Origin of the sequence: Streptomyces sp. NPDC002580, assembly GCF_042889485.1 — a bacterium.
Taxonomy (GTDB): domain Bacteria; phylum Actinomycetota; class Actinomycetes; order Streptomycetales; family Streptomycetaceae; genus Streptomyces.
Window position 1 is genome coordinate 449,182 of the sequence record NZ_JBIAQZ010000001.1, and the last position, 16,858, is coordinate 466,039.

Annotated in this window: 13 protein-coding genes; 7 read left to right on the top strand and 6 right to left on the bottom strand. The window is 71.0% G+C overall.

The annotated features are described in order from the left end of the window. Positions 1–55 precede the first annotated feature (55 nt). The gene (locus ACFYW7_RS01915) at positions 56–1,135 is read right to left on the bottom strand and encodes an ABC transporter substrate-binding protein (RefSeq protein ID WP_389498520.1); all 1,080 of its coding nucleotides are present in this window, start codon (positions 1,133–1,135) and stop codon (positions 56–58) included. Positions 1,136–1,845: 710 nt separating this feature from the next. Beyond that, entirely contained in the window at positions 1,846–3,072 is a 1,227-nt protein-coding gene (locus tag ACFYW7_RS01920; RefSeq protein ID WP_389497043.1) for an ROK family protein, read from the bottom strand. 567 nt (positions 3,073–3,639) lie between these two features. Between ACFYW7_RS01920 and ACFYW7_RS01925 the strand changes: the two genes are divergently transcribed. Then, positions 3,640–4,224 (top strand): biotin transporter BioY, encoded by a 585-nt coding sequence (locus tag ACFYW7_RS01925; RefSeq protein WP_389497044.1) that lies wholly within the window; start codon positions 3,640–3,642, stop codon positions 4,222–4,224. A gap of 144 nt (positions 4,225–4,368) precedes the next feature. Here the strand turns inward: ACFYW7_RS01925 and ACFYW7_RS01930 are convergent, their stop codons facing one another. Further along, entirely contained in the window at positions 4,369–5,088 is a 720-nt protein-coding gene (locus ACFYW7_RS01930; protein WP_389497045.1) for an LPXTG cell wall anchor domain-containing protein, read from the bottom strand. A 186-nt stretch (positions 5,089–5,274) separates the two neighbouring features. Here ACFYW7_RS01930 and ACFYW7_RS01935 point away from each other — a divergent pair, with 186 nt between their 5' ends. Then, a complete protein-coding gene (locus ACFYW7_RS01935; protein ID WP_389497046.1) occupies positions 5,275–7,971 on the top strand; it encodes a protein kinase in 2,697 nt (898 codons plus the stop codon). 185 nt (positions 7,972–8,156) lie between these two features. Here the strand turns inward: ACFYW7_RS01935 and ACFYW7_RS01940 are convergent, their stop codons facing one another. After that, a complete protein-coding gene (locus tag ACFYW7_RS01940) occupies positions 8,157–9,644 on the bottom strand; it encodes an amino acid permease (RefSeq protein WP_389497047.1) in 1,488 nt (495 codons plus the stop codon). A gap of 259 nt (positions 9,645–9,903) precedes the next feature. On the opposite strand from ACFYW7_RS01940, the gene ACFYW7_RS01945 reads away from it, so the two are divergent. Continuing rightward, a complete protein-coding gene (locus ACFYW7_RS01945; protein WP_389497048.1) occupies positions 9,904–10,392 on the top strand; it encodes a ribose-5-phosphate isomerase in 489 nt (162 codons plus the stop codon). A gap of 118 nt (positions 10,393–10,510) precedes the next feature. Continuing rightward, positions 10,511–11,320 (top strand): Fpg/Nei family DNA glycosylase, encoded by an 810-nt coding sequence (locus tag ACFYW7_RS01950; RefSeq protein WP_389497049.1) that lies wholly within the window; start codon positions 10,511–10,513, stop codon positions 11,318–11,320. Between the two features lie 96 nt (positions 11,321–11,416). Here ACFYW7_RS01950 and ACFYW7_RS01955 read toward each other — a convergent pair whose 3' ends face one another. Then, a complete protein-coding gene (locus ACFYW7_RS01955) occupies positions 11,417–12,646 on the bottom strand; it encodes a GNAT family N-acetyltransferase (protein WP_389497050.1) in 1,230 nt (409 codons plus the stop codon). Positions 12,647–12,818: 172 nt separating this feature from the next. Between ACFYW7_RS01955 and ACFYW7_RS01960 the strand changes: the two genes are divergently transcribed. Both ACFYW7_RS01960 and ACFYW7_RS01965 read left to right on the top strand, forming a co-directional pair. Then, positions 12,819–13,991, top strand: a complete 1,173-nt coding sequence (locus tag ACFYW7_RS01960; RefSeq protein ID WP_389497051.1) for a PP2C family protein-serine/threonine phosphatase — start codon at positions 12,819–12,821, stop codon at positions 13,989–13,991. 62 nt (positions 13,992–14,053) lie between these two features. After that, on the top strand, positions 14,054–14,509 hold the full coding sequence (locus ACFYW7_RS01965) for an HD domain-containing protein (protein ID WP_389497052.1): 456 nt from the start codon (positions 14,054–14,056) through the stop codon (positions 14,507–14,509). Positions 14,510–14,688: 179 nt separating this feature from the next. On the opposite strand, the gene ACFYW7_RS01970 is transcribed toward ACFYW7_RS01965, so the two are convergent. Then, positions 14,689–15,876: an acyltransferase family protein gene (locus tag ACFYW7_RS01970; protein WP_389497053.1), complete on the bottom strand. Its 1,188-nt coding sequence runs from the start codon at positions 15,874–15,876 to the stop codon at positions 14,689–14,691. A gap of 646 nt (positions 15,877–16,522) precedes the next feature. Between ACFYW7_RS01970 and ACFYW7_RS01975 the strand changes: the two genes are divergently transcribed. Continuing rightward, positions 16,523–16,717, top strand: coding sequence for a hypothetical protein (locus ACFYW7_RS01975; protein WP_010986847.1), 195 nt, complete (start codon positions 16,523–16,525; stop codon positions 16,715–16,717). Positions 16,718–16,858: the final 141 nt, after the last annotated feature.

Here is a 16,858-nt window from a genome sequence, read left to right on the forward strand (position 1 = left end):
GAAGGCGGAGTGGAAGAGAGAGCGGTCCTGGGCGTGGTCCTGGTGGTCACGGCCTTCACCTCCGGTATTCGGCGGGTACGGCCTTGGCCGCGATGGCTTCGAAGCGCCGGTCGAAGAGCGAGTCGACCTTGAACTCCTCGACGAACTCGCCCTCCGCCAGCAGATCGGCGGTCTCCTGCTCCCACTTCACGGCCGCGTCCCAACGCGGCGGGAAGAAGGGCTTGTTGGCGAGTTCCGTGATCGACCGCGCCTGCGCGAGCGTGAGGTTCTGCGTCTTGACGTAGAACTCCTCGTTCCACTCCTCGGGGTGCTCGTACGCCCACACCTGACCCTTCGCCCAGAGCGGGATGTACGCGGCGACCGCGGCCGCCTTGGCGCGGTCGGCCAGCACCGAGGTCGGCGCCCAGAGCAGGTTGAGCAGGTCCACCACGTCGGTGGCGACGGTGTGGGCACCCTTGGCCCCGTACTGCTTCAGGTAGGCCGGCGCCTGGCTGTTGGCCAGCGGGGCGACGTCCACCTGGCCCGCCTGGAGTGCGGTGAGGAACTGGTTGCTGGTCAGCGGAACCAGCTTCACGGCGTCGTAGGCGATCCCGGCCTTCTTCAGGGCGCGCAGCAGGACGACACCCTGGGCCTGGCCCTGCGAGAACGCCAGTTTCTTGCCCTTGAAGTCCTGGACGTCCTGGATGTCGCTGCCCGGCTTGGTGGCGAACAGGTAGTTGGGCTTGCGGGTGATGTTGATCGCGACGATCTTCGCGTCGAAGCCCTGGAAGTGGGCCTGGATCGGCGGGATGCCCGCGTTGTTCCCGACGTCCAGGGACTTGACCCGGAAGGCGTTGATGACGTCGGGGCCGGCGCCGATGTTCACCCAGTCGGAGACGGTGAACGGCAGCTCGCCCAGCCCGGCCAGTTTCAGCTGGAGTTGCTGGACCCCTTGGTACGAGGCGATCGCGAGCTCGGTGCCCCGCGGCACCTTGTCGGACAGGGGCGCGGACAGGTCGGCCCGGGAACCGGAGTCGGCGGCACTGGCGCCCGCGCAGCCGCTCAGCCCCGCCGCCGCGGCGACACCGAGCAGGGAGGACAGGAACACGCGCCGGTCGACACCGGACCTGGAGGGGGCGGAGGCGGCGGCGGACATGGCGGAGGGCGATGGGGACAGTCGTGGCATGGAAGGACTCCGGGGTTTCCAAGTGGCGGGAGGGCGTGCGGATTCCGGGCAGGGCGAAGCCGGCGGAGTGGTCGAGCGGTGGACCGTAGGACCGGAAGCGAGGAACGCGCGCCGAAGGGACACACGCCGATGGCGTGACGGGTGGGTGGGCCGGCCGGGGCGACGGTGGCCGAACGGTCCGCGGCACCACGAGGCGGATCGGCCAGGCGGTCGGCGACGAGCCGGTGAGGCGACGACGTCGGACCGGGCGTTCGTGGTGACGACCGTCGACCGGCTCTCGGAGCGCCGGAAGCCGGGGGGCTCTCGGCGGCGGAACCGTCGGCGAGCCTCAGGGCTTCCGTGCTTCAGCCCGTCGACGACCCGTCGGGCGACAGCGGTCGGCGGCTACGGCCGACAGCTACGGCCGGCGGCGACGGGTCAGCGACAACGTGTGCGTGCGACCCGCATCAGGTCGACCACACGGCACTTGGTGAGCGGAACCTGCACCCGCGCGCTGCTCATGCCTCGATGCTCCTGTCCGGCGGTGAACCCTGTCAACATTCCGAGTTTCTGAATTAATTCGTTCCCGGTGAGGGGCCCGGCGCGGTCCGGGGGACCGAGCGTCCCGGACGGCCAAAGAGGCCCGGACGACAGGACGGCCGGGCCTCCGGAGGCCTCCGGAGGCAGTCGGGCCGCGACACTCAGGCGGCGGCGGAGCCGGCGAAACCCAGGGGATCGCGGTACAGGACGTCGAGGGCGACCGATCCGCCTGCCACCGCCAGCACCGACTCCGGGAAGCTGGTCGGGACGACCGATTCCGCCCGCCCCGGGCCCACCGCCTCCCGCAGCGCGCCGAGGCAGTCCTCCCGGTGCATCGCGCCGATCTCGGTGACGACGACCGTCTCCGGGTTGAGCACGTCGAGGAGCAGCGCCGCCGCCAGTCCGGCCGCCCGGGACCGTTCCACCAGCAGCCGCACGGCCGACGGGTCGCCGGAGGCCGCCGCGGAGACCACGTGCATCGGGTTCGAGCTGTCGATGACACCCCGTTCCCGCGCCCGACGGCACAGCGTCCGTTCGCTCAGCTCGGCCTGGATGCACCCCGTCCGCCCGCAGTCGCACCGCTCCGACCCGCCGGTCAGCGGCAGATGGGCGATGGCCCCGGCCTGCGAGCGGGGCCCGTAGTGCACCTGGTCATGGGTGGCGAAGGCGGCGTCCACCACGTTGCCGACGAAGAGGTGCAGCAGGCTCCGGCTGCCCCGGGCCCGGCCGAACAGCCGCTCTCCGTTGACCAACGCCCGCGCGTGCCCGTCCACATGGACCGGCAGTCCGGTGCGCGCCTCGAAGGGGTCCCGGACGGCCACGTCGCGCCAGCCCAGCAGTGGGTGCTCCACGATCGTGCCGGAGTCCGGGTCGACCCAGCCGCCGGTCGCCACACCGATGCCCAAGGGGGTACGGCCGGGGACGCCCGTGAGGAGGGCGGCGAGCCCGTCCGCGGCCCTCGCGAGAACGAGGTGCGGCTCGGTCCCCTGGTGCCACAGACGCTTCTCGGCGATGACCCGCCCCCGCAGGTCCAGCACCGCGACGGTCGTGTACGGCACGGCTATGTGCACCCCGCCGACGACGAACCGGGAGCGGTCCAGGTCGACCGGGAGATGCGGACGCCCGACCCCGCCCGACCGGCGGGGCACGGCGGCCTCACGGATCAGGCCCTGTTCGGCGAACCGGGCACAGTAGCCGGTCACCGAGGCGGGGGAGAGCCCGGTCAGCCGGGCGATGGTGCTGCGGGCGACCGGCCCGTGCTCCAGCACGGACCGCAGGATCACGCTGGCGCTGCTCCGGCGCCGGTCGAGGACGGGAGAGGGGGAGGGGGAACGGGAGGGCGGGTGTGAGGGAGGGGATGTCGAAGGCGGTGCCACGGTAGGTGCCATGGAGTTCTTCCTCGGGAGCTGGTCCGGAACTGCGCCGTCACGCACGCCGCACGTCACAACGGATGTGACGCGCGACCGGTGTGGTGGTGTGCTCTGGCCTCGTCTCGGCGAGGGGGATCCGCTCCGCCCCGCCTCAGGACGGACGGCGACAGGTGGCAGTGCCCTGGCGTCGCAGGTCGACATAGCGACGCGACGAGAAGTTCAGGGCCTGGGGAACCATGCGCTGAAGGGTAGGGGCACGGCCGGGGGAGCTGCCAGGGGTGCCCAAGGGCCGGACAGACCAGGCCCGTTCCTGTTCCCGCCCGTGCCGGACTCCTTTGGCGGGTCTCCACAGTCCCGGGTGTGAACCGTCCCGGAGCGGAAACGACGTCACCTCAGTGACCGGCGTCACCTTCACGCGGGTGTGGAGGGCACTCTTTGTAAGGAGCCCACCAAGGTCGTGATCCGCCCTTTGTCGAGCGCTGACGGTGATCGCCCGTATACCCCTGGGATAGCGTCACGGTGTCCGACCTGCCCTCCCCCCGAGCTCCTCCTGAGCGACGGGGCACCCCGTTCGCCGGAGTCCTCATGAGCACCGCTGTCGCCACGTCCTCCCGACCCGGCGAGGTCATCGCCGACCTCCTTCCGGCCTCCCGCGTCCGCGATGTCGCCCTGGTGCTCGGCGGCGCCGCGCTGACCGGCATCGCTGCCCAGATCTCGCTGCCCGTCCCGGGCTCCCCGGTGCCGGTGACCGGCCAGACCTTCGCCGCGCTGCTCGTCGGCACGGCGCTCGGCGCGGGCCGCGGCTTCCTGTCGCTCGCGGTGTACGCGCTGGTCGGCATGGCCGGTGTCCCGTGGTTCGCGGAGGGCAGCTCCGGCGCCTCGGCACCGTCCTTCGGCTACATCCTCGGCATGCTGCTCGCGTCCACCGTCGTGGGTGCCCTGGCCCGCCGCGGCGCCGACCGCTCCGCCCTGCGCATGGCGGGCACGATGCTGCTCGGCGAGGCGATCATCTACGCCGTCGGCGTCCCCTACCTGGGCGTGGTCACCGGCATGTCGGCGAGCGCGGCGCTCGCGGCGGGCCTCACCCCGTTCCTGATCGGCGACGCCCTCAAGGCCGCGCTGGCGATGGGCGTCCTGCCCACGGCGTGGAAGCTCGTCGACAAGAAGTGACGCGTCACCCCGGTGACGTGATGGCGCCACCGGTCGTGTGACGCCCGCGGCGGCGCAGCCGTCGCTCCGCGCGAGAGGCTCGCCGGGTCGTATCGCGACCCGGCGAGCCTCTCGCGCGTTCTCCCCCAGTGCCGTCTCCCGGGGTCAGTCCTCCCGCCGGGGCCTGCGACCGGACCACCACAGTCCCGCCGCTCCGGCCGAGAGCAGCGCCGCGCCCGCGGCGCCGAACGGCAGGACGTCGCTTCCGGCACCGGTCTTCGGCAGCCGGTCGCCGCCGGGGGCCACCGGCTTGTTGTCGGTGCCCAGCAGGAGCGGGGTCGCCGGGGCGTTCGGCGACGGGTTCGTCGTACCGAACGGAACGGGGCCCTGCTGCCAGTACGTCTTCTTGCCGTCGCTCGTCTGGACCGGGAGGCAGATCTTCCCGGTCCTGCTCAGATCGAACGTCGCGTCGACCTCGTACGAATTCGCGTTCTTCGTCGCGAGTTTCCCGACAGGGCAGGCGAAACCGCTGTTCGCCCCCTCGGGGAGATTCTTTTTCGCGATGGCGGTGCAGTCTTCGACGTTCTTGACAGTCAGGCCGTCGAAACCGACCACCAGGAGTCGGAGATCGCCGCTTTCCTCGGTCCCCGTGTTCTTCACCGTGACGGTGAAGGAGGTTTTCCGGGTGCTGTTGTCGACCGAGATCCTCTCCGGCAGCAGAGTGGTCACCTTGACGCCCGTCGGCGCCTTGTCCACCGCTTTTCCGCCCTTGCCGCTCCCCGGCCCCTGATCGTCCGCGACGGCGGTGTGGGAAAGGATCAGCACGGCCGAGAAGCATGCCGTGAGCAGTGATCCCGTGATGGTCGTCATGCTACGAGAACTCATGTTCGTCCCCCTTCGCTGCGCCTGAATTCGCAGTACTTGAAGAGGTACCACAAGATTTCTCCACACTATGCTGGTACGGCCTGAAGTGTGACCATTATGGTTCCGCTGTGACCGGCGATCGTGGCTGAAGTTGAGGGGGTGCGGGGATTGTCGGCGAATGTTCAGGGTGGTGTTCCGGGACTATTGGTGACCGGACGTTATCGACTGGTCGAGAGTATCGGCCAGGGGGGAATGGGGCGGGTGTGGCGAGCCGCCGACGAAATGCTCGACCGGCAGGTCGCGATCAAGGAAATGCGCATAGACGGACTCGATCCCGAGGACACCCGCACGCGCCGGGAACGCACCCTGCGCGAGGCGAGGGCGACGGCCCGGATCGACCATCCCCACGTCGTCCGCATCTACGACGTCGTGGACGCGGACGACCGGCTGTGGATCGTCATGGAACTCGTCGCCGGCCGCTCCCTCGAACGGATCGTCGTCGAGGACGGACCGCTGGACGCGCGCGAGGCGGCCCGGGTCGGCCTCGAACTGGTGGGGGCGCTGCGCCAGGTGCACGCGCAGGGCGTGCTGCACCGTGACATCAAGCCGGGCAACGTGCTGGTCGAGCACGCCGGACAGCGCCGTGTCGTCCTCACCGACTTCGGCATCGCCGCCCTGCAGGACGCCGAGGCGCTCACCATGGCCGGCATGCTCGTCGGTTCCCCCGACTACATGGCACCCGAGCGGATCTCCGGCCGACCACAGGGCCCGCCCTCCGACGTCTGGTCCCTCGGGGCGACGCTCTGCGCGGCTCTGGGCGGGCGGTCCCCGTTCTCCCGCTCCACCACCCTCGCGACCCTGCACGCCGTTCTCTACGAGGAACCCGAACTCCCCTCCGGCGCGGGTGGGTTACGAGAGATCCTGGCCGCCCTCCTGGAGAAGGACCCGTCCACTCGGCCCGGCCTGGAGGAACTGGAGGCGTGCCTCGGAGAAATGGCCCGCCCCCCGAGCCCAGCCCCCACCCCCACAACCCCGCCGATCCCGCCCCCGCCGATCCCGACCCCGACACAGACGTCGACCCCGACACCGGCGCCTGGGCCCGCCCTCACCCCCGACCCCGCGCAAAGCCCAGTTCCCGGGCCCGCTCCCGAGCGCAGCCCAGTTCCCACGCACGACCCCGCGCAAAGCCCAGCTCCCGGGCCCGAGCGCAGCCCAGCTCCCGGGCCCGCTCCCGTGCACGAGCCCCTTCCCGGGCCCGACCTCGGACCCGTCCGCACGGTGGCGCGCACGTCGGCCCCGGATGGTGATCCCACCGCCGAGCAGCCCCCGCCCACGTCCCCCGACCCGGCTGCGGGACCCGTCCCGCCCCCGCGTCCGAGTCCCACCCCGACCCGTGAATCCGCCCTGAGTCCGAAACCTGGGCCGTCTCTGCCTCCGGCGCCGGAGACAGGGCAGGACCGGCCGGCCCCCGGGACCGTTCTGCCGGAGTCGTCCACGCGCGCCCTCCTGGACGCCCGGCACGTGCGGGCGGCGCGGCAGACTCCGGCGGACCGTCCCGAAGCAGCTCCGGCCCCGGACGAACAGCGCATCGGCACCAGCGATCTCCGCAGGCCTCGGCTCGGGTCCGGACCCGCAGCGGAGCCCGAACCCGAGCCGGGAAACGAGCCCGAACCCGAGCCGGGAAACGAGCCCGAGCCCGAGCCCGGAACCGAGCCCGAGCCCGAGACGGAGCGCCACTCCGTGCACGACGCCGTCCCGATCCAGCGCGCTCCGACCCGGCGCGACCCGATCGAGCGCGACCCGACCGGGCGCGGCCTGATCCAGCGCACCCCGACCCGCAAGGTCCCGCCCGACTTCCGGAAGCGACCTCAGAAACCCTCCGCGGAACCCTCCGCGGAGCCGCTCGCGGCTCCCGCACCCGAGATCGTCCCTACGGGCCCCGAACCATCGGCAGCCAACGCGTCCACCGAAGTCCCCTCCGCACCGCGAACGGAGCCCGGTTCGCACGCCTCGTCCGCATCGCGCGCGGAGACCGGCGCACGTACTGCCTCCCGGCTGCCCACGGAACCCGTGCCCGTGGTGCGGCCGGCGGGCGAACTCCCCGGCCCCGTCGGACAGCCCGGCACCGACGAGAGCCGAGGGCCCGGCGGGGGACACGGCCGCGACCTCGGCGAAGCCGCAGGCGCCGGTGACGACGGGACCGGGAACGGCGGCGGCGACGGGGACGGGCACGGCACCGTCAGGACGGGCTCGCGCCGCCCCCGCCGCCGTGCCGGCCTCGCCGCGGCGGCGGGAGTGGCCGGGGCGGGAGCCGTCGCCTGGGCCGTCATCGCGATGACGGGCGGATCGCCCGGCACCGGCACCGGCGCCACCGCGGGATCGTCCGCGCCGAAGGCCACCTCTGCCACCGGTACAGGTCCCGGCACGGGCACCCCCTCGTCTGCGGCGCCCACCGTCGAGGGCACCTCGCGCCCGCCCAGCCTCCCCCCGGGAGCGCACCGGGAGGCCGGCGGATACGCGTGGGTGACGCCCGAGGGCTGGCGGCGGGACCTGAAGACCGGCTCCGAGGTGCACTACACCGCACCCGACGGCACGCAGGAACTCGCGGCCAAGTCCTCCCTGGCCAAGGGGAATCTGATGGACACCTGGCGGACCTCCGAGCAGGACGCCCGACAGGGGCGGGACTACCGGAAGATCCGGCTGGAGCGGACGACGTTCCGGGGCCGGAGCGCGATCGTCTGGGAGTACACGTTCACGCTCGGCGGGGTGAGCTGGCACGCGCGGCTGCTCGGCTTCGACGCCGACGGGAAGTCGTACCAGATCAACACCTGGTACCACCAGGACATCGAGGACCGGGCCCTGACGGTCTACAACCAGGTCAGGAACAGCTTCACCGTGCTGTGAGGCGAGGAGTTCCGCGGCTCCCGGCACCCCCGCGCCTCCCGCGACCCGCGCGCCCGCCGCGCCCGCGGGTCCCTCCCGCCCAAGAGCTGACGGGCGCGAGGGAAGAAGGGAAGGGAAGAAGGGAAGAGGAGAGGGGCCCGCGGCGAGTGCCGCGGGCCCCTCCTCGCTCAGGCTTCGGTGGCGGGTCAGGCGCCGACCGAAGCCTGGGTCTCTTCGCGGGACTCTCCCGCGGGCAGCGGTTCCGGCGCCCGGGAGCCGGAACCGAACTTCTGCCGGGCGAAGGCGATGACGAGCACGACCGCCGCGACGAGCAGCGACAGCAGCACGGTCTCCCGGCCGTCGTGCTCGGTGTCGGTCAGCATGTAGCCGAGCACGAAGACGATCATCGCGGCGGTCGCCCAGGTCAGGTACGGGTAGAGCCACATCCGCACGACGAGCTTCTCCGGCGCCTCACGCTGGATGATCTTCCGCATCCGCAGCTGCGAGAAGCAGATGACGAGCCACACGAACAGGGCGACCGCGCCCGACGAGTTGACCAGGAAGAGGAAGACCGAGTCCGGGAACTTGTAGTTGAAGAAGACGGCGACGAAGCCGAACACGACCGAGACGACGATGGCGGTCATCGGCACACCGCGCCGTGTGGTCCTGGCGAACGCCTTCGGCGCGTCCCCGCGCTCACCGAGCGAGAAGGCCATGCGGGAGGCGGTGTAGAGACCGGAGTTGAGGCACGACAGCACGGACGTCAGCACGATGAAGTTCATGATCTGACCGGCGTGCGCGATACCGAGGGAGTCGAGGGCGGCGACGTACGAGCCCTTGTCCTTGATCGACGGGTCGTTCCACGGCAGCAGGGCGACGACGACGAGGATCGAGCCCAGGTAGAAGACGGCGATGCGCCAGATGATGCTGTTCGTCGACTTGGTCACGGCCCGTTGCGGGTTCTCCGACTCGCCCGCGGCGAGGGTCGCGATCTCGCTGCCCATGAAGGAGAAGACGACCAGCAGGACGCCGGTGAGGATCGCTCCGGGGCCGTGCGGCAGGAATCCGCCCTGCTCGGTCAGATTGCCCAGTCCGGCCTTCTCGGCCTCGACGCCGGGCAGCACCCCGAAGATCGCGAGGCCGCCGACGACGATGAACGCGCCGATCGCCACGACCTTGATCCCGGCGAACCAGAACTCGAACTCGCCGTACGAGCCGACGGAGACCAGGTTGGTGGCCGTCAGCACCACCATCACGATGAGCGCCCAGCCCCACTGCGGTACGCCGGGCATCCACCCCTCGAGGATCTTGGCGCCGGCGGTGGCCTCCACGGCCAGCACCACGACCCAGAAGAACCAGTACAGCCAGCCGATGGAGAAGCCGGCCCAGCGGCCGAGCGCGCGGTCGGCGTGCGCCGAGAACGAGCCCGAGGTCGGGTTGGCGGCGGACATCTCACCGAGCATCCGCATCACCAGCACCACGAGCGTGCCGACGAGGGCGTACGAGAGAAGGATGCCGGGTCCGGCGGTCGCGATGCCGGTGCTGGAGCCGACGAAGAGTCCGGCTCCGATGACGCCGCCGATGGCGATCATCGACAGATGACGGTTCTTGAGTCCTGCCTGGAGGCCGCCACCGGGTTCTCCGGGGCCACCGGGGGCCTGTGCCGCCTTCGTGGGGCTCGGCTGCGAGGTCATGAGGGGGATTCCTTTGCGCCGGATGGGCAGATTCCCGTACGGATCGCCCATCCCGTGCGAGTGGTGTATGGGGCACGCGCTCGACCGGGGTGGGGGTCGTCGTACGAGTTGGTCCAGTGAAACGGAGGCAAAGCGATTCGTGAACCTTTGAATCCAGATCGTTACTTGAGGTTTCCTTGAGGTTCTGTAGGATTGCTCACGTTTCTCGGCCGTAGCCCCCGGCGGGACCGATCCGGAACGGTCGTGCCACACTCGGACCATGCGCGTGTATCTCGGCTCCGATCATGCCGGTCTCGAACTGAAGACCCATCTCGTCGAGTGGCTCAAAGCCGCCGGCCACGAGCCCGTCGACTGCGGGCCCCACATCTACGACGCCCTGGACGACTACCCGCCGTTCTGCCTCCGCGCCGCGGAGCGCACGGTGGCGGACCCGGGTGCCCTCGGCATCGTCATCGGCGGCTCCGGCAACGGTGAGCAGATCGCCGCGAACAAGGTCGCCGGCGTGCGGGCCGTCCTCGCCTGGAGCGCGGAGACAGCGGCGCTGGGCCGCGAGCACAACAACGCGAACGTCATGTCCGTCGGTGCCCGCATGCACACCCAGGAAGAGGCGACGAAGTTCGTCGAGACCTTCCTCGGCACGCCCTTCACGGGCGAGGAGCGCCACGTCCGCCGTATCGAGATGCTCGCGGACTACGAGACGACCCGGGAACTCCCGCCGATCCCGGCGCACCACCCGCAGCAGCCGTAGGACTTGTCCGGGCCCGGGACGCCGGGCGCCAGGCTCTGCCGTCACCTTCCCACCCGCCCTCCGGGCGACGACGGGACGGTGGCGACAGGACCTGGGACGGGAGAACACAGGAGGACCCGTGCCCGAGGGGCACACCATTCACCGGCTCGCCGAGGACTGCCTCGCCGCGTTCGGTGGTCGCGCGACCCGTGTCACCAGCCCCCAGGGCAAGTTCGGTGACGCCGCGGCCCTCCTCGACGGCTCGGTCCTGACCGCGGCGGAAGCCCACGGCAAGCACCTCTTCCTCGGCTTCCGCCCCTCGGAGTGGGTCCACATCCACCTCGGCCTCTTCGGCAAGGTCGGCTTCGGCGGCACCCCCGCCCCGCCGCCCACGGACACCGTCCGCCTCCGGCTCGTGAACGACACGGCGTACGCCGATCTCCGCGGCCCCACCACCTGTGCCCTGATCACGGACGACGAGAAGCACGCGATACACGACCGCCTCGGACCGGATCCGCTGCGCGCGGACGCCGACCCGTCGGCCGCGTACCGCCGGGTCTCCCGCAGCCGTACGACCATCGCCGCCCTGCTCATGGACCAGAAGGTCATCTCGGGCGTGGGCAACGTCTACCGCGCCGAGGTCCTCTTCCGGCACGGCGTCGATCCCTACCGCACGGGCAAGGACCTCGACGCGGCGCAGTGGGACGCGATCTGGGCCGACCTGGTGGACCTCATGCGGGAGGGCGTCCGCAACAACCGCATCGACACGGTCCGCCCGGAGCACACCCCCGAGGCCATGGGCCGGCCGCCCCGCGTCGACGACCACGGCGGCGAGGTCTACGTGTACCGCCGGGCCGACCAGCCCTGTCACATCTGTGGCGGCGAGATCCGCACCGCCGATCTCGCCGCCCGCAACCTCTTCTGGTGCCCGGCCTGCCAACGGCCCTGAATCCGGGCGGAGTCGGTGGCGAGGGGGGCGTCGGCGAGTATCGTCGGTACCGGGCGGAGCCGGCGGCGGGCGGATCGCGCCGACCGGGCCCGGGTCTCAGAAGCTGTGCGGCAGCCAGGGCGCGAGCGTCGAGGTGAACGCCGTGGACGCCTCCGCCAGCGCTCCCGGCCGCAGTTCGCGCACCCGCCCGCCGGCCGCGAGCGAGGCGAGTGTCACTCCCCCGAGATAGGCCGTCGCCAACTCCCTGACGGACAGGGCGAGATCGGGAGAGTCGTCGGTCCGCACGCACGACGCGCCCTTCGCGTCACCGATCAGCCGCCAACGTCCCTCGTTCCAGGGGCAGAAGGGGTCCTCGACCTCGAACACCACGTCCACGGGCGTCTGGTACGTACGGGCCTCCAGCGCGGCCCCGACCTCGACGAGCCGCACGTGCAGCGAGTCCTTCATCCCCACCTGGCAGCGGCGGATGTCGGAGACCAGGTGCTGCCACGCCTCGTCCACGGGGCGACCCCGGGTGCGCAGCCTGGACGTCAGGTCGACGCCGAAGAGGAACCGCCACAGCGCCGCCCGCACCGCCGGATCGAGTCCCTCCAGGTCGTCCATCAGCACCGTGCCGTCATGTCCGGCGGGGCTCCAGCCGAGCTTGACGCGGAAACGCGTGTACCCGACGATCTCGCCGTCCCGCTCGGCGACCACGCACTGCAGGGGCGAGGCGCCGTCGCGCTCGCTCTCCGGGTCGAGGAGCCCGAGCCGCTCCCAGCCGGGCTGCCGGGCCAGCATCCCGGGACGCTCCGGCACGAGCCGCGCGTACACCGCCTCGCACGCGTCGAGCACGTCGGCGTACCGCGCGTACCGCAGACGTACGTCGTCCGTACCGGGCGGTACCGACAGACGTACGCGGCCGGTGTCGATCTCCGCGTTGATCTGCAGCGTCCCGATGCCGTAGCCGAACCGCCCGTAGATCGCCGGTTCCGACGCGGTCAGGACGGCGAGCGGTTCGCCCCAGGCACGGATGTCGTCCAGTTGCCGCCGCATCATCGCGGTGAGTGTCCCGCGCCGCCGGTGCGTGGCCGCGACGCTCACCATCGTGATCCCGGCCGCCGGTACGGAGGCGCCACCCGGGACGGTGATCCGGAAGCGGAAGGCCCCCGCCGTACCCACACACTCCTCCCCGTCCCACACGCCGAGCGAACGGTCGTACTCTGTGAGCGCGTTCCACAGTTCGCGCTCCTCGGACGACTCCGCCACACCTCCGAACGCGCGGATCAGGTTCTCGTACCACTTGTCCCAGTCGGCCTGCCGCAGCACCCGAACGTCAGTCGTCATAACCCATGCCTACCAGGGCAATGCGGTACGAGCGAGGGAATTTCACCCGCCCGCCGAGGCCCGTCGAGCGGAACGCGTCTGTGCAGTTCTCTGTGAAGTTGAGTGCTCGGTGGGGGGACAAGTGGGACCTCCCGTGCCAAGCGCCTGGTCCGATGGATAGGGTCCCGAACTAATGGCAGCAGGACGAGAGCGGCGCGCGGAGGCCGATACGTTCACGGCCCGGTTGAAGATGCAATGGCACCGGGCCCGCACAGGGCTGCGCCGATCCGCCGTCGACTACTTCCGCGGGGACGGCTCCGACTGGATCGCGCTGGCCGGACTGCTGATCACGATCCCGCTGATCGCCTCCACGACCCTGGTCAACTCGGTGTGGTGCTCGCCCGCCGCGCTGGTCCTGCCCATCGTGGCCGGCGGACTGCTGCTCCGGCCCGCCAGCCTGCTCGGGCTGTACGCGGCGGCCGCCACCGCGCTCATAGTGGAGTCCGTGAAGCTCGGCCCGTACACGGAGGGCCCGTCCCGGGTCACACCCGGCGTGGTCCTGGTGGTCGCGGCCTGCGGCTTCTTCGGACTGCTGATCGCACAGTTCCGCAGCCGGGTGGGTGTGCCCTGGCGGCGCGGCGGCACCATGCTCTTCGACCTGCGCGAGCGGATCCGGGTACAGAGCAAGCTGCCGAAGCTGCCGCTCGGCTGGCACCGCGAGATGGCGCTGCGCCCGGCGGGCGGACAGTCCTTCTCCGGGGACTTCGTCGTGGCCGCCCGGACGAACAACGGCCGGACCCTCGAAGTCGTCCTCACGGACGTGTCGGGCAAGGGGATGGACGCGGGCTCACGGGCCCTGCTGCTCTCCGGGGCGTTCGGCGGTCTCCTCGGCTCGCTGCCGCCGCACGCCTTCCTGCCCGCCGCGAACGGCTACCTGCTGCGCCAGGACTGGGACGAGGGCTTCGCCACCTCGATCCATCTGGTGCTCGATCTCGACTCGGGCGACTACGAACTCTTCTCGGCGGGACACCCGCCGGGCCTCCAGCTCAGCGCCGGCAGCGGCCGCTGGGAGGAGAAGGTGGCGGAAGGCCCCCTGCTGGGGGTGTACGACGGTGCCCAGTTCGACCCGGTGAAGGGCTCGCTGCGGCCCGGGGACGTGCTGATGCTGTTCACGGACGGGCTGGTCGAGACGGCCGACCGGGACATCGTCGAGGGCATCGACCGGCTCACCGGCGAGGCCGACCGCTATGTGGCCGGCGGCTTCCACGGCGCCGCCTGGCACCTCATCGAAGCGGTGGCCAAGGACGTCAACGACGACCGGGCCCTCCTGCTGATCTGCCGCGAGGGCCTGGCACCGGTACGCTGACCGCGCCCCACGGATTTCGGCAACGCGGCGGCAGAGGCCCGTACCGAGGAGACACTGATCGCGTGACGCAACCTCTCCTGACCCTCGCCGAGATCGAGGCGCTCGCCCGCACGGCGCACGCCGCCCAGACCGACAAGGCCGGCCGCCCGTACACCGAGCACCTCCAGGCGGTGGCGGACGGCGTCCGCGACCGCGGCGGGGACGACGACCAGATAGCGGCGGCCTGGCTGCACGACGCCGTCGAGGACGACGCCCTCTCCGAGGTCTGGCTGAACGAGGCCGCGCTGACCCCCGGCACGAAGGACATCGTGCTGGCGCTCACCAAACAGGACGGCGAGTCCCCGGAGTCGTACGCGCGACGCATCCGCACCACCCGGGGCGCCTTGTTGGTCAAGGCGTCCGACCTGGCGCACAACGCCGATCCGGGCCGCCTCGCGGTCCTCGACGAGCACACCCGGGCCCGCCTGACGAAGAAGTACGCGACGATGCGCAACCTGCTCGGGCTGCCACCGGGCTGAGCGCCGGCGCCGTCCGGGCCCCGCGGCTCTCCGGCGCTTCCCTCGTCCGACAGCGGGTCGTGTTCCGCGCCGAGTCGGACGGCAGTGGGGCGGGCCCGGTGATCCCGGGCCCGCCCCACTGCCGTCCACCTCCCGTCACGCGCCGGCCGCCACGCTCCCCTCGGCGACGCGCCGGAAGGCTACGCGTCGGCCTTGGCGCGCTCCCGGGCGATCTCCGCCGCGTCCCGCTTGAACGCCCACGTCATCCTCGGCTCCATCGCGAAGCGGAACATCCGCTGGACGGGCAGCGTGCACAGCACGGTGACCAGCGCGGCCGCGACGACCGTCACGAGGACCTCGCCGAGCGGCGTCTGCACCCACCCGTGGTCGAACCAGTTCCAGGTGCGGGACGCCCTGACCACGAAGCCGTGCAGCAGGTAGCCGTACAGCGTGCCCGCGCCCAGCGCCGTGAACCACATCGTGCGTCGCGGCACCCAGGCGAAGAAGCACGCGGTGAGCACCAGCGAGCAGCCGAACAGGGCGAGCGTCATGACGGCACCGGCCCACCAGGGGGCACCCAGTTCCTGGGCGCTGTCGCGGTGGTAGAACCAGGCCGCGTTCATCCGGGGAGCCGCCCAGTAGCCCACGACCAGTGCCATGGCCAGGACCGGCACCGACAGGAGGCGCACCTCGCGACGGCGCACCATCTGGAAGTGCTCGGGCTTCATGCACAGGCCCAGGACGAAGAACGGCAGGAACTGCAGCACCCGCTGGAGGTCCAGGTCGTCACCGATCTCCGGCGAGACGGACGCGAGCAGGGCGAGGCACAGGGCCAGCGGAAGCGGCCAGCGGACCAGCTTCCACAGGGGGGTCGTCAGCCGCCAGGCGAAGAGGGCGACCAGGAACCAGGTGAGGTACCAGGGGTCGAGCAGACTGATCGCCTGGTCCGAGTTGCCGAGGACCAGGCGGTTGAAGAGGGAGTACGCCGTCTCGAACAGGACGTACGGCACGACGACACCGGTGACCAGCCGCTTCAGGCGGTCCGGGCGCATGTCGAAGCTGCGTGAGAAATAGCCGGAGATGATGATGAAGGCCGGCATGTGGAAGGTGTACACGATCGTGTACAGCGTTTCCACGAAACGACTCTGCCCCTTCAGCGGCTCCCAAGCGTGGCCCAGGGCCACGAGCACGATCGCCAGGTACTTGGCGTTGTCGAAGAAGGCGTCGCGCTGCTTGGCGGGCTTGCCGCCCGGTGCGGCGGCGCCGACGGCGTTGGTGGCCGCCGCGGGGGTCTGGGGCGAGCGGGGGCTGGGCACTCCGCCCGTCGGCTGCTGCACCGGCGGGAGTGGAGATCTGTGGTGGTGGTGGGGTCGGAGCGAGTTCGTCACAGGCCCTCCCACCAAGAACTCCGGGAGACGAACCTGGACCTCGCTGCGCGTACGGGGGGCGTGGCGGCGTGGAACATCTGAGGCACCCTAGCGTTGTCTGTGCGTTCTCGTAAAACGCCCGATCTCATTCCTGCTTATCGCCTGCGCCTACCCCGGATTCGGAGATGTGTGCCTGCTCTTTCGCAAGTCCTTCCGGGTATCGATTCGCTTACCAATAAGGGGTGTTCTGTCCGGCTTCGTGCCGACAAAGGTGCTCATAACACCTGCGGGCGACTCTGTGGATATATCCCTTTCGGTGTGACTTGGGCCGCCCGCGTGCGGCCCTCGCGGTGTGTCTGTGGCGACAATTCGAATTGCCTGCGAACAGGGTGTGTGGACACGGCAACGATCCCTGTGAATTCCCTGTTCGGGCGCACTCCGAATTACGGAGCGCAGGTGCCTGGCCGACGTGTTCGGGGGTGGTGGGGGAGTGCGCCACCGCTCCGCGCCGACGGATCCCCGGTTCGCTCCCGGGCCTGCCGTTGGCCAACGATGCGTCACCTGCGGCATACGAGGGGCCCGTTGGTGGCACGATGGTTCTGGCGGGGGTGTGCGGGGCTGCATCTCCGGGCCGGGAGAGTGAACCGACCGTAGGGTGTGATCAGTTGTGGCCATTTCGCTGTCAGTGGTGCTGCTGTTGGCGATCATCCTCGTGGTGCTGATCAGAGGGGGGTCGATCAAGGCGGGGCCCGCCATCGTCGCGGTGCTCTTCGGCTTCTTCCTCGCGTCGACCGGCATGGCTCCGTCCATCAACCGGTTCCTCGATTCGATAGCGGAGACCATCAACTCGATCAGTTTCTGAACGAGACGCGACGAGAGCCGATCGGAGGCGTCCACCGCCCGATCGCGAACGTCCGCGCGGGGCGTCCCCTGCCGGACGGCCGCCACCGACCCCGCCGGCACCGGTCGCGGACCTCGCTGTCCCCCGCCGCGCCGTCACCGG

Bases quoted from the DNA above. Each gene is read 5' to 3' on its own strand.
- ACFYW7_RS01915 (WP_389498520.1), bottom strand. From the start codon at position 1,135: ATGTCCGCCGCCGCCTCCGCCCCCTCCAGGTCCGGTGTCGACCGGCGC.
- ACFYW7_RS01920 (WP_389497043.1), bottom strand. From the start codon at position 3,072: ATGGCACCTACCGTGGCACCGCCTTCGACATCCCCTCCCTCACACCCG.
- ACFYW7_RS01925 (WP_389497044.1), top strand. From the start codon at position 3,640: ATGAGCACCGCTGTCGCCACGTCCTCCCGACCCGGCGAGGTCATCGCC.
- ACFYW7_RS01930 (WP_389497045.1), bottom strand. From the start codon at position 5,088: ATGAGTTCTCGTAGCATGACGACCATCACGGGATCACTGCTCACGGCA.
- ACFYW7_RS01940 (WP_389497047.1), bottom strand. From the start codon at position 9,644: ATGACCTCGCAGCCGAGCCCCACGAAGGCGGCACAGGCCCCCGGTGGC.
- ACFYW7_RS01945 (WP_389497048.1), top strand. From the start codon at position 9,904: ATGCGCGTGTATCTCGGCTCCGATCATGCCGGTCTCGAACTGAAGACC.
- ACFYW7_RS01955 (WP_389497050.1), bottom strand. From the start codon at position 12,646: ATGACGACTGACGTTCGGGTGCTGCGGCAGGCCGACTGGGACAAGTGG.
- ACFYW7_RS01960 (WP_389497051.1), top strand. From the start codon at position 12,819: ATGGCAGCAGGACGAGAGCGGCGCGCGGAGGCCGATACGTTCACGGCC.